This window comes from Sinorhizobium sp. P24N7, from assembly GCF_042436655.1.
GTDB classification, from domain to species: domain Bacteria; phylum Pseudomonadota; class Alphaproteobacteria; order Rhizobiales; family Rhizobiaceae; genus Sinorhizobium; species Sinorhizobium meliloti_A.
On the sequence record NZ_JBHMIW010000010.1, the window covers coordinates 90,600 to 116,365 of the forward strand.

General features: G+C 60.2%; 23 protein-coding genes and 4 pseudogenes. 18 read left to right on the forward strand and 9 right to left on the reverse strand.

From position 1 onward, the window contains the following. Positions 1 to 22: 22 nt before the first annotated feature. Positions 23 to 994 carry a mitochondrial fission ELM1 family protein gene (locus ACFHWW_RS18750; RefSeq protein ID WP_379939983.1) on the forward strand — a complete coding sequence of 324 codons (972 nt, stop codon included), beginning with the start codon at positions 23 to 25 and terminating at the stop codon, positions 992 to 994. A gap of 20 nt (positions 995 to 1,014) precedes the next feature. On the opposite strand, the gene ACFHWW_RS18755 is transcribed toward ACFHWW_RS18750, so the two are convergent. Beyond that, the gene (locus tag ACFHWW_RS18755) at positions 1,015 to 1,860 is read right to left on the reverse strand and encodes a glycosyl transferase (protein WP_379939985.1); all 846 of its coding nucleotides are present in this window, start codon (positions 1,858 to 1,860) and stop codon (positions 1,015 to 1,017) included. A 466-nt stretch (positions 1,861 to 2,326) separates the two neighbouring features. On the opposite strand from ACFHWW_RS18755, the pseudogene ACFHWW_RS18760 reads away from it, so the two are divergent. The 4 genes and pseudogenes from ACFHWW_RS18760 (at position 2,327) to ACFHWW_RS18775 (ending at position 4,267) form a co-directional block, all read left to right on the forward strand. Next, positions 2,327 to 2,544: pseudogene (locus ACFHWW_RS18760) on the forward strand (heavy-metal-associated domain-containing protein). Between the two features lie 308 nt (positions 2,545 to 2,852). Continuing rightward, a complete protein-coding gene (locus ACFHWW_RS18765) occupies positions 2,853 to 3,050 on the forward strand; it encodes a hypothetical protein (protein WP_324764027.1) in 198 nt (65 codons plus the stop codon). A gap of 132 nt (positions 3,051 to 3,182) precedes the next feature. Beyond that, positions 3,183 to 3,563 carry a YbaN family protein gene (locus ACFHWW_RS18770; protein WP_324764028.1) on the forward strand — a complete coding sequence of 127 codons (381 nt, stop codon included), beginning with the start codon at positions 3,183 to 3,185 and terminating at the stop codon, positions 3,561 to 3,563. 437 nt (positions 3,564 to 4,000) lie between these two features. After that, positions 4,001 to 4,267 (forward strand): hypothetical protein, encoded by a 267-nt coding sequence (locus ACFHWW_RS18775; RefSeq protein WP_379939988.1) that lies wholly within the window; start codon positions 4,001 to 4,003, stop codon positions 4,265 to 4,267. On the opposite strand, the gene ACFHWW_RS18780 is transcribed toward ACFHWW_RS18775, so the two are convergent. Both ACFHWW_RS18780 and ACFHWW_RS18785 read right to left on the reverse strand, forming a co-directional pair. After that, positions 4,256 to 4,432 carry a hypothetical protein gene (locus ACFHWW_RS18780; protein ID WP_379939990.1) on the reverse strand — a complete coding sequence of 59 codons (177 nt, stop codon included), beginning with the start codon at positions 4,430 to 4,432 and terminating at the stop codon, positions 4,256 to 4,258. The two genes, ACFHWW_RS18775 and ACFHWW_RS18780, sit on opposite strands and share 12 nt — an antisense overlap. Positions 4,433 to 4,572: 140 nt before the next feature. Beyond that, on the reverse strand, positions 4,573 to 4,869 hold the full coding sequence (locus ACFHWW_RS18785; RefSeq protein ID WP_379940254.1) for a hypothetical protein: 297 nt from the start codon (positions 4,867 to 4,869) through the stop codon (positions 4,573 to 4,575). A gap of 772 nt (positions 4,870 to 5,641) precedes the next feature. Between ACFHWW_RS18785 and ACFHWW_RS18790 the strand changes: the two genes are divergently transcribed. Then, positions 5,642 to 5,827 (forward strand): hypothetical protein, encoded by a 186-nt coding sequence (locus tag ACFHWW_RS18790; RefSeq protein WP_379939992.1) that lies wholly within the window; start codon positions 5,642 to 5,644, stop codon positions 5,825 to 5,827. Positions 5,828 to 6,659: 832 nt separating this feature from the next. Here the strand turns inward: ACFHWW_RS18790 and ACFHWW_RS18795 are convergent. Further along, on the reverse strand, positions 6,660 to 7,052 hold the full coding sequence (locus ACFHWW_RS18795; RefSeq protein ID WP_324764031.1) for a response regulator: 393 nt from the start codon (positions 7,050 to 7,052) through the stop codon (positions 6,660 to 6,662). Positions 7,053 to 7,199: 147 nt separating this feature from the next. Between ACFHWW_RS18795 and ACFHWW_RS18800 the strand changes: the two genes are divergently transcribed. Continuing rightward, entirely contained in the window at positions 7,200 to 7,442 is a 243-nt protein-coding gene (locus tag ACFHWW_RS18800) for a hypothetical protein (protein ID WP_379939994.1), read from the forward strand. 152 nt (positions 7,443 to 7,594) lie between these two features. On the opposite strand, the gene ACFHWW_RS18805 is transcribed toward ACFHWW_RS18800, so the two are convergent. Then, on the reverse strand, positions 7,595 to 7,795 hold the full coding sequence (locus ACFHWW_RS18805; protein ID WP_379939996.1) for a hypothetical protein: 201 nt from the start codon (positions 7,793 to 7,795) through the stop codon (positions 7,595 to 7,597). A gap of 154 nt (positions 7,796 to 7,949) precedes the next feature. Here ACFHWW_RS18805 and ACFHWW_RS18810 point away from each other — a divergent pair, with 154 nt between their 5' ends. Next, positions 7,950 to 8,768 carry a hypothetical protein gene (locus tag ACFHWW_RS18810; protein WP_379940267.1) on the forward strand — a complete coding sequence of 273 codons (819 nt, stop codon included), beginning with the start codon at positions 7,950 to 7,952 and terminating at the stop codon, positions 8,766 to 8,768. Here ACFHWW_RS18810 and ACFHWW_RS18815 read toward each other — a convergent pair. Further along, positions 8,762 to 9,285 (reverse strand): annotated as a pseudogene (locus tag ACFHWW_RS18815) (glycoside hydrolase family 19 protein); the annotation flags it as partial. The gene ACFHWW_RS18810 and the pseudogene ACFHWW_RS18815 overlap by 7 nt on opposite strands. A gap of 75 nt (positions 9,286 to 9,360) precedes the next feature. Here ACFHWW_RS18815 and istA point away from each other — a divergent pair. From istA to ACFHWW_RS18830, 3 genes and pseudogenes are all read left to right on the forward strand, one after another. Further along, positions 9,361 to 10,647: an IS21 family transposase gene (gene istA, locus ACFHWW_RS18820; protein ID WP_379939998.1), complete on the forward strand. Its 1,287-nt coding sequence runs from the start codon at positions 9,361 to 9,363 to the stop codon at positions 10,645 to 10,647. Next, positions 10,647 to 11,446: pseudogene (gene istB / locus ACFHWW_RS18825) on the forward strand (IS21-like element helper ATPase IstB). Before istA ends, istB begins: the two are co-directional and overlap by 1 nt. 926 nt (positions 11,447 to 12,372) lie before the next feature. Then, positions 12,373 to 12,591, forward strand: coding sequence for a hypothetical protein (locus tag ACFHWW_RS18830; protein ID WP_379940000.1), 219 nt, complete (start codon positions 12,373 to 12,375; stop codon positions 12,589 to 12,591). A gap of 173 nt (positions 12,592 to 12,764) precedes the next feature. Here the strand turns inward: ACFHWW_RS18830 and ACFHWW_RS18835 are convergent, their stop codons facing one another. Then, the gene (locus tag ACFHWW_RS18835; RefSeq protein ID WP_379940002.1) at positions 12,765 to 13,463 is read right to left on the reverse strand and encodes a hypothetical protein; all 699 of its coding nucleotides are present in this window, start codon (positions 13,461 to 13,463) and stop codon (positions 12,765 to 12,767) included. A gap of 231 nt (positions 13,464 to 13,694) precedes the next feature. Here ACFHWW_RS18835 and ACFHWW_RS18840 point away from each other — a divergent pair, with 231 nt between their 5' ends. Beyond that, positions 13,695 to 13,841 (forward strand): hypothetical protein, encoded by a 147-nt coding sequence (locus tag ACFHWW_RS18840; protein WP_379940004.1) that lies wholly within the window; start codon positions 13,695 to 13,697, stop codon positions 13,839 to 13,841. 965 nt (positions 13,842 to 14,806) lie between these two features. Then, positions 14,807 to 14,998 carry a hypothetical protein gene (locus ACFHWW_RS18845; RefSeq protein ID WP_324764036.1) on the forward strand — a complete coding sequence of 64 codons (192 nt, stop codon included), beginning with the start codon at positions 14,807 to 14,809 and terminating at the stop codon, positions 14,996 to 14,998. Between the two features lie 1,655 nt (positions 14,999 to 16,653). Here the strand turns inward: ACFHWW_RS18845 and ACFHWW_RS18850 are convergent. Next, positions 16,654 to 18,528, reverse strand: coding sequence for a TPR end-of-group domain-containing protein (locus ACFHWW_RS18850; RefSeq protein ID WP_379940006.1), 1,875 nt, complete (start codon positions 18,526 to 18,528; stop codon positions 16,654 to 16,656). Between the two features lie 258 nt (positions 18,529 to 18,786). Between ACFHWW_RS18850 and ACFHWW_RS18855 the strand changes: the two are divergent. Next, a pseudogene (locus ACFHWW_RS18855) lies at positions 18,787 to 19,050 on the forward strand (DUF982 domain-containing protein). 425 nt (positions 19,051 to 19,475) lie between these two features. On the opposite strand, the gene ACFHWW_RS18860 reads toward ACFHWW_RS18855, so the two are convergent. Continuing rightward, the gene (locus tag ACFHWW_RS18860) at positions 19,476 to 20,762 is read right to left on the reverse strand and encodes an ABC transporter substrate-binding protein (RefSeq protein ID WP_379940008.1); all 1,287 of its coding nucleotides are present in this window, start codon (positions 20,760 to 20,762) and stop codon (positions 19,476 to 19,478) included. A gap of 147 nt (positions 20,763 to 20,909) precedes the next feature. Here ACFHWW_RS18860 and ACFHWW_RS18865 point away from each other — a divergent pair, with 147 nt between their 5' ends. From ACFHWW_RS18865 to ACFHWW_RS18880, 4 genes are read left to right on the forward strand one after another with little or no spacing between them, the layout of a single operon-like run. After that, positions 20,910 to 21,938 carry a LacI family DNA-binding transcriptional regulator gene (locus ACFHWW_RS18865; RefSeq protein ID WP_379940010.1) on the forward strand — a complete coding sequence of 343 codons (1,029 nt, stop codon included), beginning with the start codon at positions 20,910 to 20,912 and terminating at the stop codon, positions 21,936 to 21,938. Next, a complete protein-coding gene (locus ACFHWW_RS18870) occupies positions 21,935 to 23,788 on the forward strand; it encodes a DUF2264 domain-containing protein (RefSeq protein WP_379940012.1) in 1,854 nt (617 codons plus the stop codon). The genes ACFHWW_RS18865 and ACFHWW_RS18870 overlap by 4 nt, the downstream gene beginning before the upstream one ends. Continuing rightward, entirely contained in the window at positions 23,785 to 24,795 is a 1,011-nt protein-coding gene (locus ACFHWW_RS18875) for a hydroxyacid dehydrogenase (protein WP_379940014.1), read from the forward strand. The genes ACFHWW_RS18870 and ACFHWW_RS18875 overlap by 4 nt, the downstream gene beginning before the upstream one ends. Continuing rightward, the gene (locus tag ACFHWW_RS18880) at positions 24,792 to 25,601 is read left to right on the forward strand and encodes a sugar phosphate isomerase/epimerase family protein (RefSeq protein WP_379940016.1); all 810 of its coding nucleotides are present in this window, start codon (positions 24,792 to 24,794) and stop codon (positions 25,599 to 25,601) included. The genes ACFHWW_RS18875 and ACFHWW_RS18880 overlap by 4 nt, the downstream gene beginning before the upstream one ends. The last annotated feature ends 165 nt before the right edge of the window (positions 25,602 to 25,766 follow it).

The following is a 25,766-nucleotide window of genomic DNA, read 5'->3' on the forward strand; positions in this document are numbered from 1 at the left end:
AGCGTCACATCGGAGCTCAGCTTTGCAAGACAACGACGATAGAATGGTGAAAACGCCCAGCACGAACTGTGTGTGGGCTGTGGCGGAAAGCAAGGCGGGAACGCTTACGCAGTGCCTCGGCGTTGGAAAGGAGTTTTATCAGGAACCGGTGGTAAAGCTGATCAGTCGGACTCGCGGCCTGAGAAAACTATTCGAACCCAGACTGTTTCGTAAAAGGGAACCGCGTCCCGAGCTCGTGATCTCCTGCGGTTTCCGCGCTGAACCGGCGGTCCTCGACATCAAAGCGGCCTATGGCGGCAAGCCTCTCACCGTCCATCTCCAACGCCCGCGCATAGAAGGATATGATCTCGTTTTCGTCTCTCGTCACGATTGGGTCGAGGAACTGGACCGGCGACCGAACTTTCATCCGATGGTCGGAGTACCGCATCAGATTACCTGGGCACGGCTCGCGCCTCTTAGGGATGCTGCGCGCAGACGGTTGTCGCCAGACGGGCGCCCAATAGTTGCCGTCTTCGTAGGCGGCTCAAACGGCGCGTACGTTTACGACGACAGAACCCACCAAAACATAAAGGGCGCTATCGAACAATTGGAGAAACAGGGCTGGCGCATCGTTGTGTCGGTCTCACGTAGATCTGAAGACCACACGCAGCAGACCCTGTCGACACTCAACAGCGAAAGCATCGCTGTTTGGGACAGGCGAAGCGAGAACCCCTACCTCGACTATATGGCGGCCGCCGACGCGTTCGTCATCGCAAAGGACTCGATCACGATGCCTTGCGAGGCCCTGGCGACCGGCAAGCCGGTCTTTACACTCGACTTGACCCACGTCGCGGGTCCGCGGCTGGACAAGTTCGAGCGCTATCACCGGGACCTGCATGAAACTCTGCAGCTGACCCGGCCGTTCGAGGGAAAGATCGAACCCTACAGCTACGAACCCCTCGATGAAACGCGCCGCATCGCCTCGGTAATTCGTTCCCAGCTCAACCGCCCGTGAGTTCCTAAGTGAGGACGCACTTATTCGCGCCAGTGCTCCGCCACCCAAGGTGTCGGATGGATATAGTGGCGCAAGTACTGTAGCGGTCCTTTGTTCTTCCTTTGCTTCGCATCGAGGACTCCCGCTATGTGTTTGAACGCCGTCTTGCGGGGACCCTTTGTTCCGTATCGGCCTTCTATCGCGTGCTGCGGGTGCAGACCGCGCGGAAAAATCACGACACGTGCATCATGTGGCAGGCGTGGCGCAAAGAAATAATTGAGCGGAAATGGCCAGCGGCAGTCCTGGCGAAAATGGAGAACCCATTTTCGTGGAAAAAACGTTATCCCACCAGGCGCGTTGCGGCTTACGAAGCGCTGCTCGTACCGGTACTCGTCGGCCACGCCCTGGGGGTCGGATCGGAACTTGTCCTGCAGCGGCGCGAGTTTCCCAACGGGAAAGCGGAAGAGGGAAGTTTGCCCGAGACGCTCAAAGGGTGTGGTTTGGTTTCTCGACAGTATTATGTCATCCGCCTCCCCTATTTCGAAGAAACCATCCAGCGACGACACGATCACGAGATCCAGATCGAGAAAAAGCACCGGGCCCTTCAGACTTCCCAAGGTCGGTCCCCAGAGCCGCGCCTTGGGCCATATGCCTCTCGTGTTCGTCGGCATGCTCTCCACGTCGAGTGGAGGCAAGTCTTCGCAAAGTATCGCGGGGTTCAGACCTGCGCGGTTATCGGTAAAACAGGTGAAGGTAAATGGCGGCGTGATGTTGCGAGCAACCATCGCGTACAGCCTGTTAATAAAGGGAGCCCCATATTTTGTGCCCCAATTGATGCAGATGACTTGCTTGACGCCGCCACTTGCTGCCAAAACGCTTGTAATCATTTGCTCCGTTCCCAGTTGCTGCACATGTCCTGCAGCCGTCGATCCTCAATCCGCTCGCAGGCGTGCCGAACTGGGCACAAAGAGTGAATAAGCGCGACCATCGTGACCCTATTACTTGCAAGCCGCGCCTTCGCCAAGGCGCTGGCAGCTCGAAATTGGCCAATACATCCACGCAGAAGTGACGAGCAGCTGCCGCGCCTGGTTCAATGTTTACAAGTGATTTCTCGCCGTCAACGCACGCGTTGCACAAATGATACTGCCCAGTTTGTGGCTGGAAATCGACGCTGGAGTGTCCAATCTCAGCTCCGTCGAGTTCACCGGAAAGCCGCCTTGACGCTTTGGAGCAGCGGCTCGCGACCGGCTGTGGACCTGTTAAACGGCCGCTTTGGGGCACAGCGTTACCTGCAATCGGCCGCATTGCATCGAATCTCCACATTCACTCAAGTCAGATCAAAGGAGACTTTCGATGCATCACGTCACTGTAGAAGACATGACCTGCGGACATTGCGCCGCCACGGTCGAGAAGGCCGTCAAAGCCGCCGACCCGCAGGCCAAAGTGGCCGTCAATATCGAGGCGAAAACCGCCTCGATTGAATCGGTGATCGGATCCGACTCATCGCTGCGATTGAAGATGCTGGTTACCGGGCGTCCTTCAAGAAGTCCTGCTGCAGCCACGTCGATTGATATCCAAGGCAACCGGAACATTCGAAACGCAGCTGTGACGGAATTCAAAGCACGCCCCGTCCCGCGTGAACTGCCTCGGCTGGGCGAGAGCGAAAGGTCGCGGGCCTGGTGGAGATCGCTACGACATGCCGAAAGGTTGGCAACCTCCGACGTTCGCCATCTCTCCGGTCGAGAAAATTCCCGGCAGAGTACCCAGAGATATTTGCATGGAATGACGAGGGCTTGGAAGAAAAAGGCTCCACAACGGGAGCCTTGTCATGTGATTGAATTTTCGATTTGATCGATACCGGCAACACAGGGGCAGCTCGATGACTTACCTCGAAGAAGAGTCAGAACGCGGAATTCAGCTCTTTATGGCTGAATACGCGGTCAACCGGGAAGACGCCCTTCGTCTCATCGTTCGAGACTGGTTAGGCAGTCACGGTTATCTCGCCTTAACCGAAGACGAATCAGAACTCGGCAGAGACACCGCAATCGACGAGACGGGGACGCTTGGCGGGGCCTAGAGCAGCGAGGCGCCTTTTCCCCGCCACTCCTGTATGTTGTGGAAGCACCTTGTCTGTCCCATCCGGAGGTCTATTTCGTGTCGGCGGAAACGCGCGTCGCCGCCATTTGGCAACTGACCGGAGAAAAGGCAGATGAACCTTTCCGTGCGCCTTGCACTTCTCGGCCTCGCCTGGGCGATGGTCGGGCTCGGCATTGCCGGAATCTTTCTCCCGCTGCTGCCGACGACGCCTTTCCTCCTCCTGGCGGTGTGGTTGTTTTCGCGTTCCTCGCCGCGCCTCGCGAAATGGCTGATGGACCACCCGTTGTTCGGGCCGCCATTACGTGACTGGCAGGAAGAAGGAGCAATATCACGTCGCGCCAAGATATCTGCAATTTTGCTGATGAGTTTGGCACTCATTTATTTGTGGGTTGCGTTCGAACCACCGGCAATCGCTTTGATCGTGGTTGCGGGGATCATGTTTACCTGCGGTGCCTTCATCGTGTCCCGCCCAGAACCGCCAAACAAGCGATGAGATGAGCAGCAAGTCCGCCGCGCTACTTCTTTCGACACGTCCTCTTGTCAGCGATGCGGAGTAGGGATGCGTGCCGGCCAGCAGTGGTGAATGAGATCGCTCCTAACGGATAAGTGCGGCATCGCTCTTGAGCTCCAGGAGAGAAGACCATTTTGTGGACGCCCTGGTACACAATGCTTGCGGCATGTCCAGAAGGTCACTTCGGGAATTATTCTGTGACTCCGTCACTCGGATTTGCATTTGGGCGTTCTGAGGTCGAGACCAAACACCGCCTCGTCCTCTTTCGCGGCCGTTGCCACCAACCGTTCCGTCCGGCAGCGTACCGAGGCTCGCGTTTCTCCAGATGGGGTGTATACTGTCTCCATCATCGGCCATTTCAACGGGCACCGATGGCTGGGAGATCATTGCGCTTTCGCCCCGATGGTGGAGAATGCGCCATGCACGCCGATATAACTTTCCACGTCAATCCAATCAGTCCTTATGACCTCAACGTGATCGATTCTGTCTTTCGGGCTGAGTTACACAAACGAAAGCTGTCCCGCTGCAGCGAAGAAGCAGAACAACTCGCTGCGAGGCTGATCAGTCTCTATCAGGCAGGTCGACGGGATGCTCATGAACTCTCGGCCGCTGTGGCAGACGGCAAGACGACCGGCATCTCTGTTGATAGGTTTTCACAGCAGGAAAAGTCAGGCTCACTCGGCTGAGGGGTCGAATTTATCCACCCCGTCTTTCCGCTTTCGGATGCCTTTGGAAGATGCGTGAGGGAGCTTTCCCTCGTCTGTCCATGCGCGGTACTCAACTTCGGAGGCGAGAACCGGCTCGACTACGACCGCGGCTTTCCTCTTCAGCGCGACGGCCGGCGCTTTCATCGCTCTGCCCTCCAGCAGCCTGCGCAGCTCTCACGAAAGCTCATTTGAGCAGCCGGCACCGCTGCCGCTGACAGACCGGCTCGCCATCCTTGCGCGCCGCCGGCAGCTGCCGGCCGAGATGAGCGGGCACGGTCGACGCCTCAAAGCCAACCACCACGAAGCTGTCGCGCCGCTTCCAGGTGATTTTCTGCCACCACTCGCCCCGGTCGGAGCGGTAGGCCTTCTCCCGATGCCGATAATGCCTTCAAGGCCCTGCGCGCAGGGCGGAGGACCGCCCCATCCGCATCGACCTCCTCAGACAGACGGATCGCACCCTCGCGGCCGGCGACGAGCGGCTCCAGCAACCGGCGACGCTCGCGCAGCGGTAGTCGGCGCAAATCGTGGTCGTCGAGATAGAGAAGATCGAAGGAAAGAAAAACGATCGGGCCGGCCTTGATCGCGGACGGGAGGCGACCGCCCCCTGCAACATGCCGAAATCAGATCGGCCATGGCCGTCGAGAACGAACGCCTCGCCATCGAGGATGGCGGTTTGCACGACGAGCCTCCGCGCGTCATCTGCGATCGTCGAAAGGCGCCCGGTCCAGTCATAGCCGCCGCGCGTGAGGACCTCACCCGACCGGGCTCGACGTGCACGTCAGCCGGTATCCGTTCCATTTCACCTCGTAGGTCCAATCCGGGCCGGGGTAACTTGTCGACGAGCGTTGCAAGGCAGGGATCGACGCGCGCCGGCACAGGGTCCAGCGGTGGGAGGTCGGGAGCCTTCTTCTTCGCGTTCTTCTTGCCACGACAGACGATAGTAGTGCTGCAAGCATATCGAAATAGATGCACGAGAGGGCTAGCACGCCGAAGTATCATGCGACCCCTCGCCGTCTATCACCCTCGGATCGGTGGCATGAACACGACCGCCACCCTCCTTGATCCGCACCGAGGGCAGCGAAGGCGACTGGCGAGCATTGCCAGCGGAAAGTCCCGTCCGCGCGTCGCAACCAGCGTCAGCATATCGAGATCATAGATCCACGTGCACTGGCGAACAGACTTCATGCCTTCGCGGTTGCCGAATGCACATCGCGCTTTAAGTTGCCAACCAAGGCTGAATGCCTCGCCAATTGTCTCGACCATGGCGATGAAATAGTATAAGAACAAAAGAAGAACAATCAACCGATGCTCGAACTCCCCAAAATTGGGGCGGCGACCACAGGAGATCGTCCATTGAGTGACGAACTAGGCGCGAAGCTTCGCTACGAACCCGGGCCGTATGTCCACTACTGCGAGTATCCGGGCTGCCCCAGATGGGGCAGCTTCGGCTTCGCCATCGGTCCGGCGGGGCCGCACTGGTTCTGCTCCGAGCATCGGTTGGAATGGACGTTGCGGCATGAGGCACAGCCGCGGCATTGACCTTCGCCGCAAGCGACCCCGCCACCAACATCCCGTGGCTCGTGGCGGGGTCTGCTCTAAATTGTTGCTGAAAAACCTAGCTTGTTGCCTTTCGTGCTCCAGCGCTGCGAGCACATACAGTATTTGCCAAGCGGCTTTCCCCGTCCAGCAAGACGTCCGGATTAATTCGAAAGGCTGAGACGGCCTTAATAGCTGTACGAACAAGAAGGAAATGGGCCGCTCACAGTTCGGCAATGTTGGAAACTTCGCTCCTGGTGGCGTGTTGACATGCCGAGGAGGTATGTAATGAGCTCCCTCAATGTTACCGGCATCCTAATTCTGCTCATTGTCATTGCGCTATTCGCCTTTGCATGGATCGCAATTTAAGGCGCCGCCATTTCCTCGAACGACTCATTCAGGAGCTTTCCGCTGCGAACACGGACGGCGGCGTTCACAAGCCTACAAGCCATGCCTTGGTGTGGAGCTCCGGGAGATAAACATTCTTGCTACTGTAGTCGCCTTTGAGCGCACCATGCGACTATCAGCGGGACACGGCACGGGCTCCGCTGGCTGAGAGGTCATCGCGCATTCGCCCCAATGCGGAGGTCGCCCTATGCTGTATCACCATCAGCAACCAGATGCGATTATGCCCGACGGCATCAACTTTCTGGACGAAGTCTTGACCCAACTCATGACCGAAAGAGGACTCGGCCGAGACTGCGAAGATGCAGAACTTGTCGCGGTAAGGCTAATCTCGCTCTTTCAATCCGGCATACGCGACCGGGACATGCTGCGCAAATGGCAAGGCCTCCGTGATTGGGCGAATTCCGCGCAGTCATCCCGTGTCGCCGGCTTAAGGCTGAGAAGCACGTGGTGGTCTCGCGTTAAGCAGTTGGGAAACGGCCGTTAGCAGCTGCGATGAGGTAAACGGCTTTTCGATCATAATGCTGTTCGGGACACCTCTCGACGCCCAGTCCAGAGCACCGTGCCCGCTGATGTAAACAACTGGCATGTCTGGGTCGATCTCGCGAGCAACGCGCGCCACTTCCCAACCATCCGGATATTCGCCAAACCGAATGTCGGTAACCACTCCATCAATTGCCGCGTTTGCAGACCTGAGAATATCTATCGCTTTCTTGCCCCTCGTGACCGCCGTCACGTGAAATCCCGCATCGGTGAGCGCGAGCTCGAAATCCATGAGCAGCAGCGCTTCATCGTCTGCGAGCAATATTGTAACCGCTTCCATGCCCATCCCCGTACGGCTGAATCAAACTGAACGCGCGTGCATGGCCTGCGGTTCCAGAACCTCGTCGCTTTGTCGCTGCGGTCACACCGGCGTCCAAGTCCGGAACCTCACGCGCGGTGACGTGTTGAACGGCCGAGGAGACATACCATGGCTGATGCGCTGAAAATGAAACAGCTGATCTGGGACTGCCAGAAAGACATCGCCGCGTACCTGCCCGACGAGAGCGGCATTTCGGAGCACGAACTGATGCAGATGCTCATCGCCCCTCTCGACGGTAGCCAGGCAAAGGAAGCGCTAGGAGACGATTGGCAAGGCTGGTGGCCAGATGACGATGGTGGCGGCGACGGGCGGCAGCCCCGCTCCTCGAGACCGAGAAATAGCCTGACATAAAAGAGCTGCAGAGGGCCACCGCTGCAGCTCCAATCGCGACGCTTTCCATCTTCACCTGGCTTTCGCCCGTTCCATCCAAGGGAACCGCTTCGAACGTCGCATGTCCATATTGTACTCTCAGCGGAAGTGGAATCAAGGGAACGCGCCGGAGATCAAAGCTTCTTCAAGGAAGGGAATGGTTCACTCCCCGGTGTCTTTGCAATCTTCCGATAGCTGTGCCCGCCCATCCCAGGTAGCCGCAGGATTTCAACTGCGGACAGGTACTGCATATCTCCGACCACCTCATATCCGAGCTGGTTAAGCTCGGCGAGGAGGTACGACTGGAGTCTCAAACCTGAAAGCTTCGTGTCCATGTTGTGCTTCAGGGGGCTCTGCATCACTCATCAACTCCGTTGAGAATGGGCAGCATTTGAGATTTACCCAGCCCCCAAAAGAGCAAACACGACGCGGAAATGGGACTCGCAGCATCAACCATGATAAAGTTCTGTCCCTTTTGGGGTCATCGTCGTGGGCAGCTTCCTGAGATACGCCCTGTTTTATGTGGTCGAGCCGCTTCGCAAGCTCCTTCGGCCTCGCTTGTGGCCCTTTATCGCCCTGTTGTTGCTGCTAACATTCATCGGACGCCTCCTCGCCGGGGTCGCGGTCCTCGCGCCGGTCGAAAAAGCAAATCAAGTGGTCATTCAGGCTCTAAGTTCACTCGATCCATTCTTCGTTTCGCGTGCGTTCTCCGAGAGCATGCACCTTTGCCGCTACGACGCCCAGCAGGGAACGGTCTGCTCGAATGGGCCCGTATATATGTGCAGCATGTCTTTCACCTTTACAGAATTGACCGATTGTAACTGGGAGGAGAACCCTGGGTTTAGATCGCCGCCCGAGGTGGAGGAGCCGAAAGGTTGGTTAGAGCAGGGATGGGGCTTTCTGGCGCGGCGTGGAACGGCAATTATGAGGACACTCTACATAGTCTGGGAGCAGGGATGGACCGCCCGTCTTGTGTTAGGCCTGACGTTAGCACTGACCACCTTGTTAGTGGTCCCCATCGTTATCCGGAGCGGGCTGGCGTTCGTCTATTGGCTGGCGTTTATACCAATTACTGCCGGGGTCCTTGCATGGGCGCTTAAATATTCTCTGCTGCTGTTGACGCTGGCATTCGATGTGGTGCTCGGACTGGCGGTGTGGCTGACGAGCATCGTCGTAGGCGTGTGGAAACTCATCGGGATTATCAACAAGGCCGAGGAGTTGCAGACCGCAGGAGACCAGATCGCCTCTTCTTTTTCTTCTTCGTCTTCTTCCCCCCCGAGCGAAGGCACCCAGCCGCCGGACCGCTGATCAGCCTGAAACTCGCGGATGTTGTCGGGGCACCCTAGCAGCACGATCGGCGCCAACCTATCAAAGCGATCGGCGACACCGTTCTGACCGCCATTGATCTTCTTCGTGATGGTCTCGGCAGCGCCTTCGTCGGCCCAGCGGTTAAGGCCGCGCGTGTCCCAATAGAACAGCAGTACGAGACCTTCCCAAGGACGCGTGTTTACGGCATCGGGATCCTCGACAAAGTCCGGGCAGGCAAGGTCGGCCGCTCGGCACCCGTCGCGAAACTGGCGGTAGTTGTACTTGCCGGTGAGCTGCATACCAGTCCGACCGCGATAGCGGTGCCCGTCTCCGTCCTTCTCCGGCGTGTTTCCGAGATCGGTGCGCGTGTCGTAGCGCTGCTGGGCCGGCCTCGGCCCCAGATCTCCTCATCATAGGGGAAGTCTCCGCTTTCATGCATGAGCTGGGCGAAATACTGCGCGAGGCGGTGCGGCCGATCCAGGCCGAAGCGGTCGCCGTATCTGCCCAAAGCGACCAGGCTGTCGGGCGACATGCACAATTGACCCCCTAGCGACATAAAGAACTGACCCCTCTCGTTAGAGAGGAGGAATAGATGTCGATTGAGAATTCGATGAATCCTGCATTGCCGAGAGGGATGCGGGGAGATGCGATGCTTGAACCTGACGAAGTGATGTCGATGGTGCGTCTGCATAAGAGTGGCTGGGGAGCCAAACGGATAGCGAAGGAATTCAAGTGCGCCCGCAATACGGTTCGCCGTTATCTTCGGGAAGGCGGGATTATTGCTTACAAAGGACGCCCGCGCGCGTCGGCGCTGGATGGTCTGGATGAGTGGTTGCGGGAGCGCTTCTTCCGCCACGAAGGCAACGCGGACGTCATTCGCCAGGAGCTGGAAAGCGAGCACGGGATCGCCATCAGCCTACGGCAGGTGGAGCGCCGGGTTCGGGAATGGCGGCGTGAACTGAAAGCGCAGAAGCGGGCGACGGTGCGCTATGAGACGGCGCCTGGCCATCAGATGCAGATCGATTTCGGCGACACGCGGGTCTGGATCGGCGGCGAGCGGGTGCGGATTCATGTGTTTGTCGCCACGCTCGGCTATTCGCGCCGGCTGCATATCCGGGCTTCGCAGCGGCAGCGGCAGACGGACTGGTTCGAGGGGATGGAGGGCGCTTTCCTGCGCTTTGGCGGCGTTCCCGCGGAAGTGCTGATCGACAATGCGAAGGCGCTGGTCGAGCACCATGATGCGGTGACACGCGAGGTCAGGTTCAATGCCCGGCTCCACGCCTTTGCCCGTTACTGGGGCTTCAGGCCGCGCGCCTGCGCTCCGTATCGGGCGCGCACAAAGGGCAAGGACGAGCGCGGAGTCGGCTATGTCAAGAAGAACGCGATCGCCGGCCGCCGCTTCGAGACCTGGGCGGCATTCGAGGCGCATTTGGATCGGTGGACGCGCGAGGTTGCCGACCAGCGGGAACACGGCACCACCGGTGTTGCGCCGGCGGAACGCTTTGCTGCGGAGGCCGGGGCGCTACGTCCGCTTTCCGGCAGGGCTGCGTTCGGGCAGTTGCGGGATCTGGTCCGCAAGGTTCAGGCCGACTGCGCCATCGATCTCGACACGAACAGCTATTCGGTGCCCTGGCGCCTGATCGGCGAGAGTGTCCAGGTCGTGGTGCTGGCCGGTCGCGTGATCATTCGCCATGCGGGCCAGGTTGTGGCCGACCATGCCCTGAACCGAGGGCGACGGCAACGGATTGTCGACCGATCCCATTTTGTCGGCATTGCCGGTGTCGAGGGACCCGTGCGCCTGGCGCCGATCGAGATCGCGCCCGCGGCGCTGCTGCGGCCGCTTGCGGAATATGAAGCCGTTGTCGGAGGAGGCTGGTGATGACGAACGTGGACCATGACCTGCTCATCGCAACGCTCGACCGGCTGAAGCTGACGGCGATCCGCGACCAGCTCGACACGCTGCTCGACGAGGCGGCTCGCTCGAAGATGAACCTGCGCGAGGCTCTGGGCTTCCTGGTATCGCGGGAGATCGCCCGGCGTGATGAGCGCGTATCTCCATGTCGAGCAAGATCGCCCAGTTCCCCTTCGTACGCGAGCTGGATGGCTTCGACTTCGATGCCCAGCCTTCGCTGGATCAAGGGCAGATCCGGGAGCTTGCGACCTGCCGCTGGATTGCGCATGGCGACACGCTCTTGCTCCTTGGCCCTCCCGGAACGGGTAAGACGCATCTTGCCGTCAGCCTCGGCCGCGAGGCGATCCGCCAGAACTACAACGTGCAGTTCATCACGGCGGCGACGTTGGTGGCGACGTTGGCCAAGGCCCATAGCGACGGCTTGCTCGACAAGCAGTTGACGCTTCTGTCGCGGCCGAAACTGCTGATCATCGATGAATTGGGCTATCTGCCCTTCGAGGCCAATGCCGCCCACCTGTTCTTCCAGTTGGTGTCCCGGCGCTATGAGAAGGGCTCGATCCTGATCACCTCAAACAGATCCGTCGGCGAATGGGGAGGTGTCTTCGGGGACCCCGTCGTCGCCACGGCGATCCTGGACCGCTTGCTTCATCATTCCGCGGTCATCACCATCCGGGGCGACAGCTACCGGCTTCGCGAAAAGCGCCGCTCCGGCCTTCTGCAGAAGACCGGAGCGGCGCTTGAACCCAACGAAACGTCCAGCCAGTAAAGGGGGTCAATTCCTGATGTCGGCAAAGGGGTCAATTCCTCGTGTCGCTTGACACAGGCGGATGCAAGATGGTTCTCGTTCACTCTGCCCTTTGCCGCATCGCGAACCTGCTTAGCGGTTATGTCGCTCATCGTATCTCCTGGTTTACTCGATGGGAGTGTGCCTGTGGCTTCACCTCCACGGCGTAAGGGATATCCTCTTCGCCGTAAGAACGAGCGGATTAAGCCAAACAGCTGAATGGTTGCCGGAGCTTATTCTGTGGTTTGCTTCTGTTAGCAGCCGCCTAATTTAAGGCGACCAGAGGCTCGTTACTATCCGCAGAAGGCGACGAGCCTCGCCCAAAATACACCTGGTGTCGTGCGTACGGCTGACCCGTGATCCCCGCCCGGATCGCGGGTCTTTATGTCAAGAATGGTTGACGCTGCAGAGACGGCACAGTCTTGTTCATGGATTTCTCTGATCGTGGCTTTGGTTTAGCCGCAATAGGCTGAGACTGCCGGCGCATTGTGGTAACGCCGCGCAGCCGTCCTGCCGTCTCGCAGCGGACGGGGCAGTTAGAGGCCTGGCGCCTGCCTCCAGCGACGGGCCCCGCCCGGGTAGTGCCTGACACAGGCGCCGCACCCCCCGAACACATCTCCATATCTGTCCAAAGCGACCAGCACGGACGCAAGATTGATCTCGTTCACTCTGCCCTTTGCGGCGTCGCGAACGTGCTGAGGGGTGATGCCGCTCAATGGTAACTCCTGATAGTTGTTGAAAATGCTCAGCGGGACTAAGCCACACTGGCTAATGGCGGGCCGAATTGGTCCGGCTTAGAATGCAACTGGTCGTCTCACACCTCGTAGGCGGCTCGGGAGGCTCGTCACCGGCCGCAGCCGTGGGCGGGCCTCGCCGTTGACCCAGCACCGTTGTTAAGGGATTGGGACATGGACGATCGCGAAGCGAGAAGCGCCGGCGATGCTGAACCGGCTCCGGACCTTTCTGAAGTCGCAGCACAGTGTGCCGCTGCGGACCTTCTGGACTTTGCGGCGCAGCTTGCCGGCCTGGCCGAAGACCTCAAAGCTTTAGCAGCAAGGCCGGTTGAGCCACTACCGACATTGGCCGAGCCAGACCATCCGCCTGAAGCAACCTCTCCTGACCTATGAGCAGCCTCACCTTGCCAGAGCGCCGGCCGCTATTCACTCCCCATGGAATCTTCGCGGAATAGCTGTGCGGGGACTTACTGATCGGTGTCCGGGACTTAACGAACACGCAGCCTCATCCCCGAACGTGTGGTCGAGGTGTCGGGCGAAATGAAAAACTGACCCCTCCTATTGCCTCACCCAGGAATGTTACCGAAGTTTGGTGCGCTGAGATGGCCGTTATCTTCTCCTGCCGCGACGGGAGAAGATAACGGCGCGCGCTTCATCCAGTCTCCATCGCGAATAATCTGCCCGGCTGTTTCGATGCGCCAAGCCTTGACGGCCATTTGCACCGTCCGCAGGCTTTTCTTCGTGAAGCGTGACGGATCGGCGCTCATTAGACGCTCTAGGACCGAGGCTGCCGAGACCGCCGGATCCGCCTCAAGCCACGCTCGAATCTGGGGCTCGAATGGCTCCAGCATGCTCTGCCTTTTCGGGTAAGGCTTGGTCCGACGATATGGCCTCCGATGTGTCGGCCGTTTCTCCCCAACCTGCCAGGCGGTCTTCAGGCTCAAGGTGAAGCGTTGCAGATCGACGGCGACCGGTTCTTCGGATCTGGCGTTTAGGCCACGCCGATCGACCCGCCTTCCGAGCTCCTCCTGGGCGGCGCGGATCCCGGCAAACAGTATCACTGGATCCGCGCTTTCCAACATCGCCTTCAGCCGATCCTTGTCGGCCTCGGCCACACCGGAATGGGCCAGCACCCGCGCAACAGGCGGCACGGGCGGATGGTAGCGTTTGATGACACGAGCGCCGATCCGCGTCTTCTCCCGCAACTTGAACGAAGGTTGGAACAGGTTGCCATGCAGACGCACCACCTCATAGAGGCGAGCCACGCTGTCGTCGCCTCCGCGCCGACGAACCTTCCGTAACCGACCAGCCGTCGCACGATCGCACCGTTCTTCTGCTCGACCCAGGCTTGATCGTTCTTTCGATACGCGCGCGAACGGGTCACCTCCAAGCCCTGGCTTCGACACCAGCAGACCACCAGTTCGTTCATGAAGGCGCTGTCATTGTCGAAGTCGACGCCAAGCAGCGGAAATGGAAACTGCGAGCGGGCCTGCTTGATGGCAGCGATCACGAGGCCGCTTTCGCGCGTCCGCACCGGCACGCACTCGGTCCAGCCCGTGGCGATATCGGTCAGCACCATCGTCTGCGCGAAGCTGCCGGACGAAGAGGTACCCGAATGGGCCACGAAATCGACTTCGACGTAACCGGGCAACGGATCGTTCCAGTCCCCGAATGTGCGCACCGGGACCGACCGGCGAACCGCGGAACTCATTCCGGCACGCCGACGCTGGCCACCGCGAGCCACCACACGTACCCCTGACAGCAACCGATCCATCGTCGCTGCACTGACCATTAGCAGTTTATCGCGAAGCTCGCTGTTCAGCTCGAGCCGGCCGTGACGCTCGAGGGCGGGCAGTAAAATCGGAATCAGCGGCTTCAGGCGTTTCGAGCAAAGACGATCGGACGCTTCCCATAGAGCCACCGGCGCTTCCCTGACGTCGGGACCATACTGGACAACATGCTGCCTAGCGGAAGGCGGCTCGGACCTACGATGGCGGAGCACTCTGATCGCATGCTTGCGGTGGTAGCCGGTAACCGCGACGAACTCATCTAGGATTCTATGCTTGTCAGCGCGACAGCTCGATCGATAACGCTCGATGATTGCTTCAATCAGTTCCGTCCGTGTCGCCATGCTGATCCGCCGTGCCATCCATCCCCCGAGCCGGGACAGCGAACCATGACCATCCCATCGGGAGCATCAACACTATCGGTAACATTTTGCTTGAGGCAATGCGACATCCAGCGTCACGCTACCCACGGCAAGATATCAGGTGGACGCCGGGTTATATATGTCGGGTCAGTACGCGACCGAAGGCGACCGGCTGACGTCCGCCGTAACCACAAACCGCCCAACGACGCACAACGGCATCACGTCGGTTTTCGGAGTCGAGAAGGTCACCATAAATCCCCATGGGGGTGTTTCCGACCACAGCATCTTGGCCAAAGGGACGTCGCCGCCAGCACCTGGCATCAACTTCACTGCAGATCTTTCTAGCGTCAGCTACTAATCGCAGCCATCACGATCAGGCAATAAGTATTACTTAGTTAGTTCTTGCTTTATTAGACTTAAGTAGCATAGGCTAACCTCCTTGGCTTTGGGAGGAGCAAGATGGTAGAACGCGTTGAAGCCGATAAGTTTTTTAAGCAAACTACTACTAAGGTATGGAACATACACGTTTTTTGCCGGCAGCAACGCTTGCCTCAAGAGGAGGAGAAGCGCTTGACCAGCCTTTTTGGCGATTTCGCGGAGGCTTCGGAGTTGCTTCACAATGCCAAGCGCGCGCCGAGGTGGCGGTACTGACATATTAGTGACCACAGGGGGTGCGCATCTTAGAGAGGGAGGTGGTACGATAGGCGGGATTGCCGACCGCTGTAGACCGGGATTGCCGACCGCTGTAGACAGTACGCTGCCAGCGTATATGTGCTGGCAGGTGGCAAATCCCGACCGAGATGCGCATGACGAACCACTGACAACTCGCGGATATGCGCGGCACTAAGATCGGCCTCGGCGTAGGCAATAAAAATTGCGGCACCTCGCGCCGATAATCGCGATGCACTGGAGCAAAAACAGAATCAAATCTGTGGACCTCGCTGCGGCCTCCGCAAAGAAGCACCGTTCCTCTGATTAGGGGCGTACTTATGTTCTATGGCGCCGTATAGTTACCCCCAAGCTCGCACGCGGCACAGAGTCCCGTCGCGATCACACCGACGGAAAGGAAAACGCCCGCACGAGGCGGGCATTGGATTTCATCCCTTCATACGGATCACGTCAAATCGCGCCACGAACGCACGTGCTGCGCTACCTTTTTATTATCGTTCGCGGCAGCCATCACTTTCGCGGCATCGACGAGCGCAGCCTTGCCGGCTCGATCGGCGTGTGCGTCGCTTTAACCAAGGCGTAAGCCAATGCATTTCAACGTGCCGCGCGCGGCGACTTCTTTGAGCACCGCTGCGAAGTCGCCCTGCTGAATTCGGGAGCGTACCACGCTTGTGCACCGCGTGACGAATTGCCGCTCGGACATGACACGCCACCCAGAAATCCAGCGCCGTTTGCAACGGCGTTATCGCACTTTGTTGCAGGCACCGGCAGTTTGTCGAGACGAACCGAGCAGTCGACGCCGAGGCTACGCAGCAGCTCACGATTGCTTCGACGCCGGTCAGTGGGATCGAGCATAGGTAGCAGGACCGTTCTGTAGGACACGTTCCTTGGCAAGGGCGACGCGTGCATCGGCGAAGGCGCAGTCGCTCTGCTTAAATAGAGCATCGGATCACGTCGCGACGCTTGGCTAGTTAGGCCAGACTTCACGCGATCAAGGGGCGAGTCGGTGCCCTTCTGCGTCGCGGCCCATTCAACCAGCCGACCGTCGTGTACCTTCAGCGAGGCAAGAGTGGTACGTTTGCCATCGTCGTCCGCTTTCACTACCAGTCCGGGCCTAATGTGGCGAATCCCATCTCTGACGAAGACGCGGAACGCATCGCTGGCCGCCTGCATCAATTTGCCGAAAGTCGGGCCAATCGGCCAATCTCTTGTTTGTTGTCGTCTGCAGAGTCGCGCCAGTTGCTGCTGGGAAGCGCTGCGCGAATGCCTTCGCGAGATCAGCATGGTTTTCAAATAGCCATCTCAGCGAAGGGGGCGTGCCGTTGTAGCGAGGCTGGCGAGATTTGCGGGGCGGCAGGCCCTTGGGACTCCGGGAGTCGTTGGTGCATCTGGCGGGGTGCGGACGTTGCCGGCCGGTCGCAGGTTGCCGGCAACGAATACATGTCCGGCATATCGGTCCCGGAGGTCCGGAAAGGTGAATCGTCTTTCGACGAGGGTTGGCCAGAGCGTTTCGTAGATGTTCCCGATGCGTCCGCTAAACCTTTCGCGGTGCACTTGGACGTCTTAAGCCAACCCCAAGAGCTCATTCGACCTGCTCTTCGCCTAAGTTGCCGAAAAATCATCGCCGGGAGTATCTGTCACCCGAGGAGCTCAAGTACCTCGGGGAAACGCGGATGACTACGGACCGGGTCGAGATCCGAGTCGTATTTTACCCACCTCTTTGTTTCATGGGTGGCCCCCGGGAGAAGCTCGACTAGCAAGTCGATCGCCCGATCAGGCTCGCCCTGGAGCGAGTAAAAGCAAGCCACATTATATTTGGCCAGGCGATCGTCGGGATCGATCGCCAAAGCTCGTCCCGCCCATTCCTTAGCGCGATCAAGCTCACCAAGTGCCGCAAGCCCCACAGCTCCCAAATAGGCGGGTCTTGGATTTTCCGGACGCATCATGAGCTCACGCTCGGCGCGCGCGACGCCTTCCCGCGCCGCGGTATTCATTTCCTGCTCGCGCCCGAGCGAGCGGAGAACGTTAATGAGCACAAGTAAGGCCTGGTAATCGTCAGGTTTGATGTCTGCGGCGCGCTGGAAAAGCCTGGCCGCTTCGTCCAGTTTACCCTGGGTGAAGCAGGCGCGGGCATAGAAATAATGGGCCTCAAACAGATCGGGATCGAGGGCGATGGCCTGATCGAACTCCGCCATCGCTTCCGAATGTCGCTCGCGAAGCGACAGGGCGAGGCCAAGTGAAGCGTGCGCTTCTGCGAGACCGCTCTCAAGATCCAGCGCCTTTGCGCTGGTGGCCAAAATGCCGTCGATCGACACGTCAGCGTTGTAGTGTAGGAAGAGGAAGGAGTCGCAATCAGCAATTCCGGCGTATGCCCGTGCATAATGCGGGTCGAGTGCGACCGCCATGGCGAACATACGCTTCGCCAGAACATAATGCGACTTTGAGTGCCAGTGCAGGAATTGCCGTCCTCTAAGGTAATACGCATAGGCCTCGAAGTTCCCGGTAGGCACTCGACCGATGTCCTTTTTCTCCTCCGGAAGCAGCTTGACCTTCAAGTGGTCCACAATGGTATGGGTGATCTCGTCTTGAAGGGCGAAGATTTCGGTGAGGTCCCAGTCGTAGCGATCGGCCCAGAGATGACCACCGCCCTTGCCCTCGACGAGTTGCGCGGTGACGCGCACACGAGAGCCGACCCTACGCACGCTTCCTTCTAGGATATAGCCCACCCTGAGATCCTGGCTCACCTGCTGCACCTTCACCGGCTTATTCTTGTAGGTATATGCCGTATTGCGGGCGACAACGAACAGGCCGGAGATTTTCGACAGGTCGGTGATGATGTCCTCCGTGATCCCGTCGCTGAAATATTCTTGCTCAGGGTCACCGCTTATATTGTTGAAGGGCAGCACCGCGATGGACGGCTTCTCGATCTCCCAAGGGTCTTGGCTGCCTGTATCCGAGCCGACCGTTTTTTGAGCCACAGGAAAATCCAGAGAAATGCTATAGGCGCGCACTGGCCGGTCGATGTTCTTGAGCGCCTGTTCGCCCATGTCCTCAAATCGAAGATCGAGCCTATTGCCAACGTTATCTCGCACGGCCGCAGATACGGCGATACCGCCCGGCGCCGCAATTTTTTCGAGGCGCACAGCCACGTTGACGCCGTCCCCGAAAATGTCGTCGCTTTCAACGATTACGTCGCCAAGATTGATGCCCATGCGAAGCTCGATCCGGCTTGGCCGCGGCACATCCGCATTGCGCTCTAGCATACACCGCTGGACCGTGGCAGCGCAGGTGACTGCATTCACGACGCTTGGAAACTCCGCCAGGAATCCATCGCCGGTGAGCTTGACGATACGCCCCTCATACTCCGCGATCTTGGGGACGATTAGGTCCTTTCGGTGCGATTTCCATGCCGCATGAGTACCTGCCTCATCCCGGGCCATGAGGCGGCTGTAGGTCACTACGTCTGCGGCAAGGATGGCCGTCAGACGTCTGTGCACGGTCGGATCGTCCATGTGACCACCCAGTTTTCGTGTTCTGCCACGCTCGGGGTGCCATGTCCCAGGCCAAAGGCGATTATACTCCAGCGGCTAGTGAATGTCTCTGTCAGGCGAGCCGAAAACGGTCGAACTTGCGCTTCAATCTAGCCAAGGCGCGCAACACAAATGTCGTGCGCCTCCTATAGCTCTTCGCACCTCGCACGCAGTGATAGACGCGCTGGAACGATTGAGAGTGAACTCGGTTAGGACCCCGAAAAGAACAGGAATATCAACATGGACGAGACATGGGATGAATGCGTGATCGTCGCGGTTCTCAATCTGGATGGTGTCCAGATCGTGTGGTCGCCCACGTTTGCAGCTCGCCTGGCTTAGCGAAAAACTGGCCGAAGATGGACGGACGCACATACGCTGCTGCTTTGAACGCCTGCACAGACGCGATGCTCGGCGCCGCCCCTGCGGCGCCGAGCACGAGACGCTTTCATAGCAGCGATTGAAGAGGCGAAGCTCAAGACCTTTAGCCGAGGTCACGCGGGCTGACCCTTTGCAGACGAGCTGCGACGGCACTCATCATGGTGACACCGCTCGTCATCGGCCCTCGACCAGCGTTCAAGCGCTCCGATTTCGGAGCCTGTCGACCTTCACGCGCTCCTGGCTTGCCCCTCGATGATGGCGACGTCGCTCTATGCTGCCTCCTGCGCGTCATTAAAGGGTCGCACTCCACGTCGTAATCACGCGTCTTCGCGGCTGCTGTAAACGATCGAGCGAATGATGGATGTGCGCAGGGCGCACCAATCGATCGAACTTGTCAGGACAGACAAAGCCAGGCGGCCATAATTCGCACGGCTGCATCGGCAGCTTCCGAGGTCTCAATCACACGTCTGCCGAACGGATCGTTGAGCCTGCCACATGCACATCACATGCAAATGCCAAGAATGTCTGCAACTCGAATTCCGCTGACTGGATCAGCCGGCGCGGACCGTGGCCTTGCCTTCCTCCACCAGCCGTGTCGCCGCGTCTTCAATCGATATCCGCTCGAAGGCGAGCTCGTCGGCAATCGGGCGCAGCACGCGCTGGTCGAATTCGGTCGATCCGAGCGGCGCCGGCGACGGATAGCCGCCCACCTGATCCTTGAGGGCATTGATGTATTTCACCGTTTCCGTCTCCGTGGGGTTGAGCGAAGGCAGGATGGCTTCGCGAACCGTCGGTGACATGGGAACGCCGCGCTCGACTCCGAGGATCTTGCCGGCCTCGACATCATTGACGAAGAAGTTGATGAATTTGGCTGCCTCTTCCCCGTTTTCCGTCGACGCGCCGATGCTCCAGATCAGCGCAGGGCGATAGTAATGGCCGGAGGGGCCGCCCTTTTCGGCACGTGGCAGCATGCCGATACCGAGCTTGCTTTTCATGATGAGCTGGTAGCCGACCATCTGGTTGGAATAGGCCATGCCCATCGCCGAGTAGCCGAGCGCCAGGCAATTGGTGTCGATCGTGTTCTGGTCGAGCGTCTGGATATCGGCGCCGACGGTGCCGCCGCGCTTGCGCAGTTCCTCCCAATAGGCATACCACTCCTTCGCCTCCTCGGCGCCGAATCCAAGGCCGGTATCGGTGTAGAGGCTGCTGCCACGCTGGCGGAGCCAGGCGTCGAAAACATAGGCATAGCGGGCTCCATAGGGCCCGCCCCAGACATTCTTCTTGCCGGCCGCCTTGGTCATCTCGACGGCGATGTCGGCATATTCCGCCCAAGTGGTGTCGATCCCTGGCGGCGTGATGCCAGCTTTGGCGAAGGCATCGGCGTCATAGAACAGCGCGAAGGAATTGAGACCGAGGCCGATGCCCCAAAGCTTTCCGTCCACCGTTGTCAACTTCAGCACGTCCTTGCCGAAGGCGTCGACTTCGAGCGCCGAAGAGATGAAGGGATCGAGCGCCATGCAGGCGCCGCGCTTGGAATAATCGGAAATCGTGCTGGGCTCGAGCTGGAAGATATCGGCAATGGCGCGGCCGGCCATCTGCGTGGCGAGCTTCGTCCAGTACCCGTCTCCGCTCAAGCTCTCGCCGACGATCCTGATATCCGGGTACTTCTCCTCGAAAAGCTTGGCGACCGCCAATGTCCGTTTCGAGCGGTCGTTCGATCCCCACCACATCGCGCGCAACTGCACGCTTTCGGCGGCAAAGCCGGAACGGGAACCGAGGGCGATGCCCGTCGCCGCGCCAGCCGCGCCGACCATAAAACCGCGTCTGTTGAGTAGCATGCCAGTCCTCCCCTGTGCTGCCCTGCCCAGCGCTCTCCTCCAGCGGCTGCAGGTTCCAATCAGCGCAAGAGCTTATGCAAAAATCTTCCATGCGCAATATTTCTTTTCGTTCTTGCAAATTTGCGTTGATTGCGCAATGTTTGCACCATGATCGAAAGGCCCTCCCGAAGACTCCGTCAAGCCGACATTGCCGCGCACGCAGGCGTTTCCGTCTCCACCGTCTCACGCGTCCTCGCGAATGAGCCCGGTATCAGCGAGGATGTCCGGGTGCAGATCCTCAAGGTCGCCAACGACCTCGGCTACCCTCTCAAAGCCGGTGCCGCGGCAGGCCCTCGCACGCTGGCGCTTATCGCAAGCAACGGCGTTACCGGCAATCTGAGCGCATTTTACCAGGGCATTGTCGATGGCCTGCGCTCCGAGGCGGCCGAGCAGGGCATGTCCTTCGACATCCGCCTCGTGAACGAGGCGAAGGCGACGCCGCAAGCCGTTGGCGGACATATGCAATCGGTCGGTGCGCAAGGGCTTTTCCTGGTCGGCATAGATCCCTGCGAGGCTCTTGCGGAATGGCTCGTGGAGAGCCGGACCCCCATCGTCCTCGTCAACGGCGTCGATCCGCAATTGCGCTTCGACGGTGTCTCGCCACCGAACTTCTTCGGCGCCTTCGCGGCGACACGGATGCTCCTGGACGCCGGCCACCGGCGTATCCTCCACCTGACCGGATCGCATCGACATACGATCCGCGAGCGCGTGCGCGGCTTCGAAGCGGCCGTCGCCTCCGTGGATGGCGGCGATGCGCGTATCATCCGCCTGCCGTTCGCGAACAACTCCAGCGCCGAAGCCCACGCGGCAACGCTCGCCGCTCTTGCCGAGGACGAGGGTTTCACCGCGGCTTTCTGCATGAACGACTTCATCGCCGTCGGCGTTCTCGAGGCGGTGACCGAACTCGGCCGGCGCGTACCGGACGATTTCGCGATCATCGGTTTCGACGATCTGCCCTGCGCCGACATGGCCAATCCGCGCCTATCGACGATGCGCGTCGACCGCGCAGCGCTCGGCCGTGAAGCGGTCGCTATGATGCAGTTTCGCTTCCGTCATCCGGGCGTGCCCGCCCGGCATGTCACTCAGGCCGTCGTCCCGGTGCCCGGCGGCACAATTGCCACGAAAGACACCCCATGACCTATGATCCCGCCAGCGCCAACCCGCTTGCCGGAAATCCGCTCGAGACACGCGGCGACATGCAGCGCGCGCTGCTCGATCTCTTCGATCCGCTGGTCCCCTGTTTCTCCAGAGGAAATGCGCGGGTCCGTCTCGACGCCGCCGCGGCTCATTTCGACCGGGCCGCTGCCGATCTGGAAGGCTTCGCGCGGCCTCTCTGGGGTCTTGCTCCCTTTGCGGCAGGCGGCGGAAGTTTCGCGCATTGGGACCGTTATGCGGAAGGGATCGCCAACGGCACCGACCCTGAACATCCGGAATATTGGGGACAAGTGAACGGCCGGGACCAGCGCATGGTGGAGCTTGCCGCCCTCGGCTTCGCCCTGGCGCTGGCGCCGGAGAAACTGTGGGATCCCTTGAGCGGGCGTGCAAGAGACAATCTCGTCGCTTATCTCCTCCATGCCCGCAAGTTCGACTACGCCGACAATAACTGGAAGTTCTTTCGCGTTTTCGTCGACATCGCTCTCGATCGCCTCGGCATCGAGCACGATCGCAGCCTGACCAAGGCCTATCTCGCCGAACTGGACGGCTTCTACATAGGGGACGGCTGGTATCGCGACGGCAATGTGCGGCGCGTCGACCACTACATCGCCTTTGCCATGCACTTCTACGGGCTGATCTATGCGCGCCTCGTCGAAGACGACCATGCGGAACGATATCGCGAGCGGGCGGTCGCCTTCGCCCGGGATTTCCGCCACTGGTTCGCCGAAGACGGAGCGACCCTCCCCTTCGGCCGTAGTCTCACCTATCGCTTCGCCTGCGCCGGCTTCTGGGCAGCACTGGCCTTTGCCGACCTCGAGGCGCTGCCCTGGGGCGAGATCAAGGGGCTCTGCCTCCGCCACCTCAGATGGTGGGCAGACAAGCCGATAGCGGATCGGGACGGCGTTCTCTCCATCGGCTACGGCTATCCGAACCTCCTGATGTCGGAAAACTACAATTCGGCCGGTTCGCCCTATTGGGCCTTCAAGGCCTTCCTGCCGCTTGGCGTCGGCGAAGACCATCCCTTCTGGACGAGCGCGGAAGAACCGCTGCGGCCACTGGCCGAACCGGTTGCTCTTCGCCATCCGGGCATGGTCATGATGCCGGTCGGAGGGGACGTGGTGGCGCTTTCCTCCGGCCAGGAAAACCGCCAGATGCGTTTCGGCTCGGAGAAATATGCGAAATTCGCCTATTCGACGCGATACGCCTTCAGCGTCGAGAGCGACGAACGGGCATTTGCCGGCGGCGCCTTCGATTCGATGCTGGCATTCAGCGACGACGGCATTCATTACCGGGTGCGCGAGGCCAATGAGGTGGTGCGGCTTGCGGACGATGTGCTGTTTTCCGAATGGTCCCCCTGGCCGGACGTCGTTGTCGAGACGTGGCTTGTTCCCGCTTCGCCCTGGCACGTGCGCGTGCACCGGATCACGACGCCCCGGCCCTTGCAGACTGCTGAAGGCGGCTTCGCCATTCCCCGACGGGATTTCGAGGCGGACACGCTCGCCGCTGCGGAAGGGAGGGCCCATGCAATCGGCGCGGAAGATTTCAGCGGGATCCGCGATCTCGGCTCGACCGTCCTGCGCGAAGGCCTGGTCCAGAAGGCGCCGCCCAACACCAATCTGATTGCCGCAAAGACACTGGTCCCGCAGTTGCGGGCCAAAATCCCCACGGGGGAAACGATACTCGCCTGCGCCGTGCTCGCCGCCCGCAACGCTTCCGCCGCTGCCGACGACTGGTCCAACCCGCCGTCGATGCCCGATATGGAGGCGCTCGACGCGCTGAGGACGGAAGGCTTGACCGTCAGCGCCATGCAAGCGCCCGGATCGATGCCATGACCCTCCCGACCGTCTTCTTTGCGATGCAGCCGGAAAGGACGCGTCATGTTCTGACGCCGGAGCTTTTCGCGCGGCTCGGCGCCTTCGCCCGAATACCGGATCAACGCCCGGTGACGGAGTTCGCCGATGAGCGGTCGCAGCGATTGCTGGCGGAGGCAGAGGTCCTGGTGACCGGCTGGGGCGCGCCGTTCATCGATGCGGCCGTCCTCGCCCGGGCGCCGCGCCTACGCCTCATCGTTCATGCCGCCGGCACGATCAAGGGGCTCGTCGACGAGAGCGTGTTCGATGCTGGGGTCAAGGTCAGCCACGCGGCGGAGGCCAATGCCGTCCCGGTCGCCGAGTTTACCCTCGCAGCGGTTATTTTCGCGGGCAAGCAGGTGTTCCGCTTCCGCGATGTCTACGCGGCCGACCGCGGGCGCGAGCGCACCCAGATTCTTCAGGGCGAAGCGATCGGAAATCATCGCCGTACCGTGGGGATCGTCGGGGCGTCGCGGATCGGGCGCCGCGTGATCGATCTGCTGTGTCTCCTCGACTATCGATTGCTGCTCTATGATCCGCTGGTCAGCGACGCCGAAGCCATGGCTCTCATGGCAGAGAAGGTCGATCTCGATACGTTGATGGCCCGGTCCGATATCGTGTCGCTGCACGCGCCGCTGCTGCCCGAAACCCGGCACATGATCGACAACCGCCAACTCGCCCTCATGAAGGACGGCGCGACGCTGATCAACACGGCGCGCGGCGCGTTGGTGGATGAGGCGGCACTCATCGAAAAGCTGCAGTCGGGCGCGATCAATGCCGTGATCGACGTTACCGACCCCGAAATCCCCGACGAAAACTCACCGCTTTACGATCTGCCGAATGTATTTCTGACGCCACATATTGCGGGCGCCATCGGTTTGGAACGCACGCGCCTCGGGGAAATGGCGGTCGATGAAGTCGCGCGGTTCCTCGAAGGCAGCCCGCTCCTGTTCGAGGTCCACAAGCGGGATCTGGGGCACATGGCATGAACGCTTTCGAACCGGCTCTCTGCACGGTCACCTTCCGCAAGCTGCCCGCCGGCGAAATCGTCACGCTCGCAGCGAAGGCGCGGCTCGCCGCCATCGAATGGGCGGCAGACGCCCATGTTCCTCCGGGCGATACGGCCACCGCCCGCACTGTCCGGCGCCTGTGCGAAAGCGCGGATCTCAAGACCTCCTACGGTTCCTATGTCGCGCCGCCGTCAGACGACCTTTCCGTTCTCGAGCCCGCTCTGGCAACGGCGGTCGCGCTTGGTGCCTCCAACATCCGCATCTGGCCGGGCACGCGTCAGCGCGATTCGAGGGATTACAGCGCCCATGAACGGCGCGTCGCGGCGGATGCGATCCGCGAAATGGCCGCGGAAGCCGCCCGGCACGGCGTCAAGGTCTCGCTGGAATATCACCCAAAGACCCTGACGGACGAGACCGGGTCGGCGCTCCGCCTGATCGAGGCGATCGCGCACCCGAATGTCTATCTCTACTGGCAGCCGCGCCCCGGGCTCCCGCTCGATGAGGCCCTCTTGGAGATCGCTCGCATCGGCGAGCACATTTCGCATCTCCATGTCTTCGCCTGGGATGGCGACCGCAACCGCTTCCCGCTGGCATCCGCCGCCGACTACTGGCGAGCCGTGCTGGCCGCCATGCCCTCGTCGCGCTGGACCGGGCGGCGTTTTGCCATGCTTGAATTCGTGGCGGGAGACGATCCGGCCGCATTTCTGGCGGATGCGGCGACACTGAGACAAATCCTGAAGATGGAGTTTCCGCCAGGCGCCTCTGCCATTGCAGACGAAGGATGACTGCTCTACCGACCACCGTCTGGTGATCCTCGCCCGTTAGCTGCCAAGGTGCACCAGGCAGCCGAAACCCTCAAAGTCGAAGCAATGGCGGTTGCGGCGGCCAACTGAGATATGTCGGAATCGCGGTGCTATCGCCACAAGTACGCGAGGCCAACGAGCAGAAGG

Coding starts and splice junctions, on each gene's coding strand:
- ACFHWW_RS18755 (WP_379939985.1), bottom strand. CDS start 1,860: ATGATTACAAGCGTTTTGGCAGCAAGTGGCGGCGTCAAGCAAGTCATC.
- ACFHWW_RS18765 (WP_324764027.1), top strand. CDS start 2,853: ATGACTTACCTCGAAGAAGAGTCAGAACGCGGAATTCAGCTCTTTATG.
- ACFHWW_RS18770 (WP_324764028.1), top strand. CDS start 3,183: ATGAACCTTTCCGTGCGCCTTGCACTTCTCGGCCTCGCCTGGGCGATG.
- ACFHWW_RS18775 (WP_379939988.1), top strand. CDS start 4,001: ATGCACGCCGATATAACTTTCCACGTCAATCCAATCAGTCCTTATGAC.
- ACFHWW_RS18780 (WP_379939990.1), bottom strand. CDS start 4,432: ATGAAAGCGCCGGCCGTCGCGCTGAAGAGGAAAGCCGCGGTCGTAGTC.
- ACFHWW_RS18795 (WP_324764031.1), bottom strand. CDS start 7,052: ATGGAAGCGGTTACAATATTGCTCGCAGACGATGAAGCGCTGCTGCTC.
- ACFHWW_RS18800 (WP_379939994.1), top strand. CDS start 7,200: ATGGCTGATGCGCTGAAAATGAAACAGCTGATCTGGGACTGCCAGAAA.
- ACFHWW_RS18805 (WP_379939996.1), bottom strand. CDS start 7,795: ATGGACACGAAGCTTTCAGGTTTGAGACTCCAGTCGTACCTCCTCGCC.
- istA (WP_379939998.1), top strand. CDS start 9,361: ATGTCGATTGAGAATTCGATGAATCCTGCATTGCCGAGAGGGATGCGG.
- ACFHWW_RS18830 (WP_379940000.1), top strand. CDS start 12,373: ATGGACGATCGCGAAGCGAGAAGCGCCGGCGATGCTGAACCGGCTCCG.
- ACFHWW_RS18840 (WP_379940004.1), top strand. CDS start 13,695: ATGGCAGCGATCACGAGGCCGCTTTCGCGCGTCCGCACCGGCACGCAC.
- ACFHWW_RS18845 (WP_324764036.1), top strand. CDS start 14,807: ATGGTAGAACGCGTTGAAGCCGATAAGTTTTTTAAGCAAACTACTACT.
- ACFHWW_RS18850 (WP_379940006.1), bottom strand. CDS start 18,528: ATGGACGATCCGACCGTGCACAGACGTCTGACGGCCATCCTTGCCGCA.
- ACFHWW_RS18860 (WP_379940008.1), bottom strand. CDS start 20,762: ATGCTACTCAACAGACGCGGTTTTATGGTCGGCGCGGCTGGCGCGGCG.
- ACFHWW_RS18865 (WP_379940010.1), top strand. CDS start 20,910: ATGATCGAAAGGCCCTCCCGAAGACTCCGTCAAGCCGACATTGCCGCG.
- ACFHWW_RS18870 (WP_379940012.1), top strand. CDS start 21,935: ATGACCTATGATCCCGCCAGCGCCAACCCGCTTGCCGGAAATCCGCTC.
- ACFHWW_RS18875 (WP_379940014.1), top strand. CDS start 23,785: ATGACCCTCCCGACCGTCTTCTTTGCGATGCAGCCGGAAAGGACGCGT.
- ACFHWW_RS18880 (WP_379940016.1), top strand. CDS start 24,792: ATGAACGCTTTCGAACCGGCTCTCTGCACGGTCACCTTCCGCAAGCTG.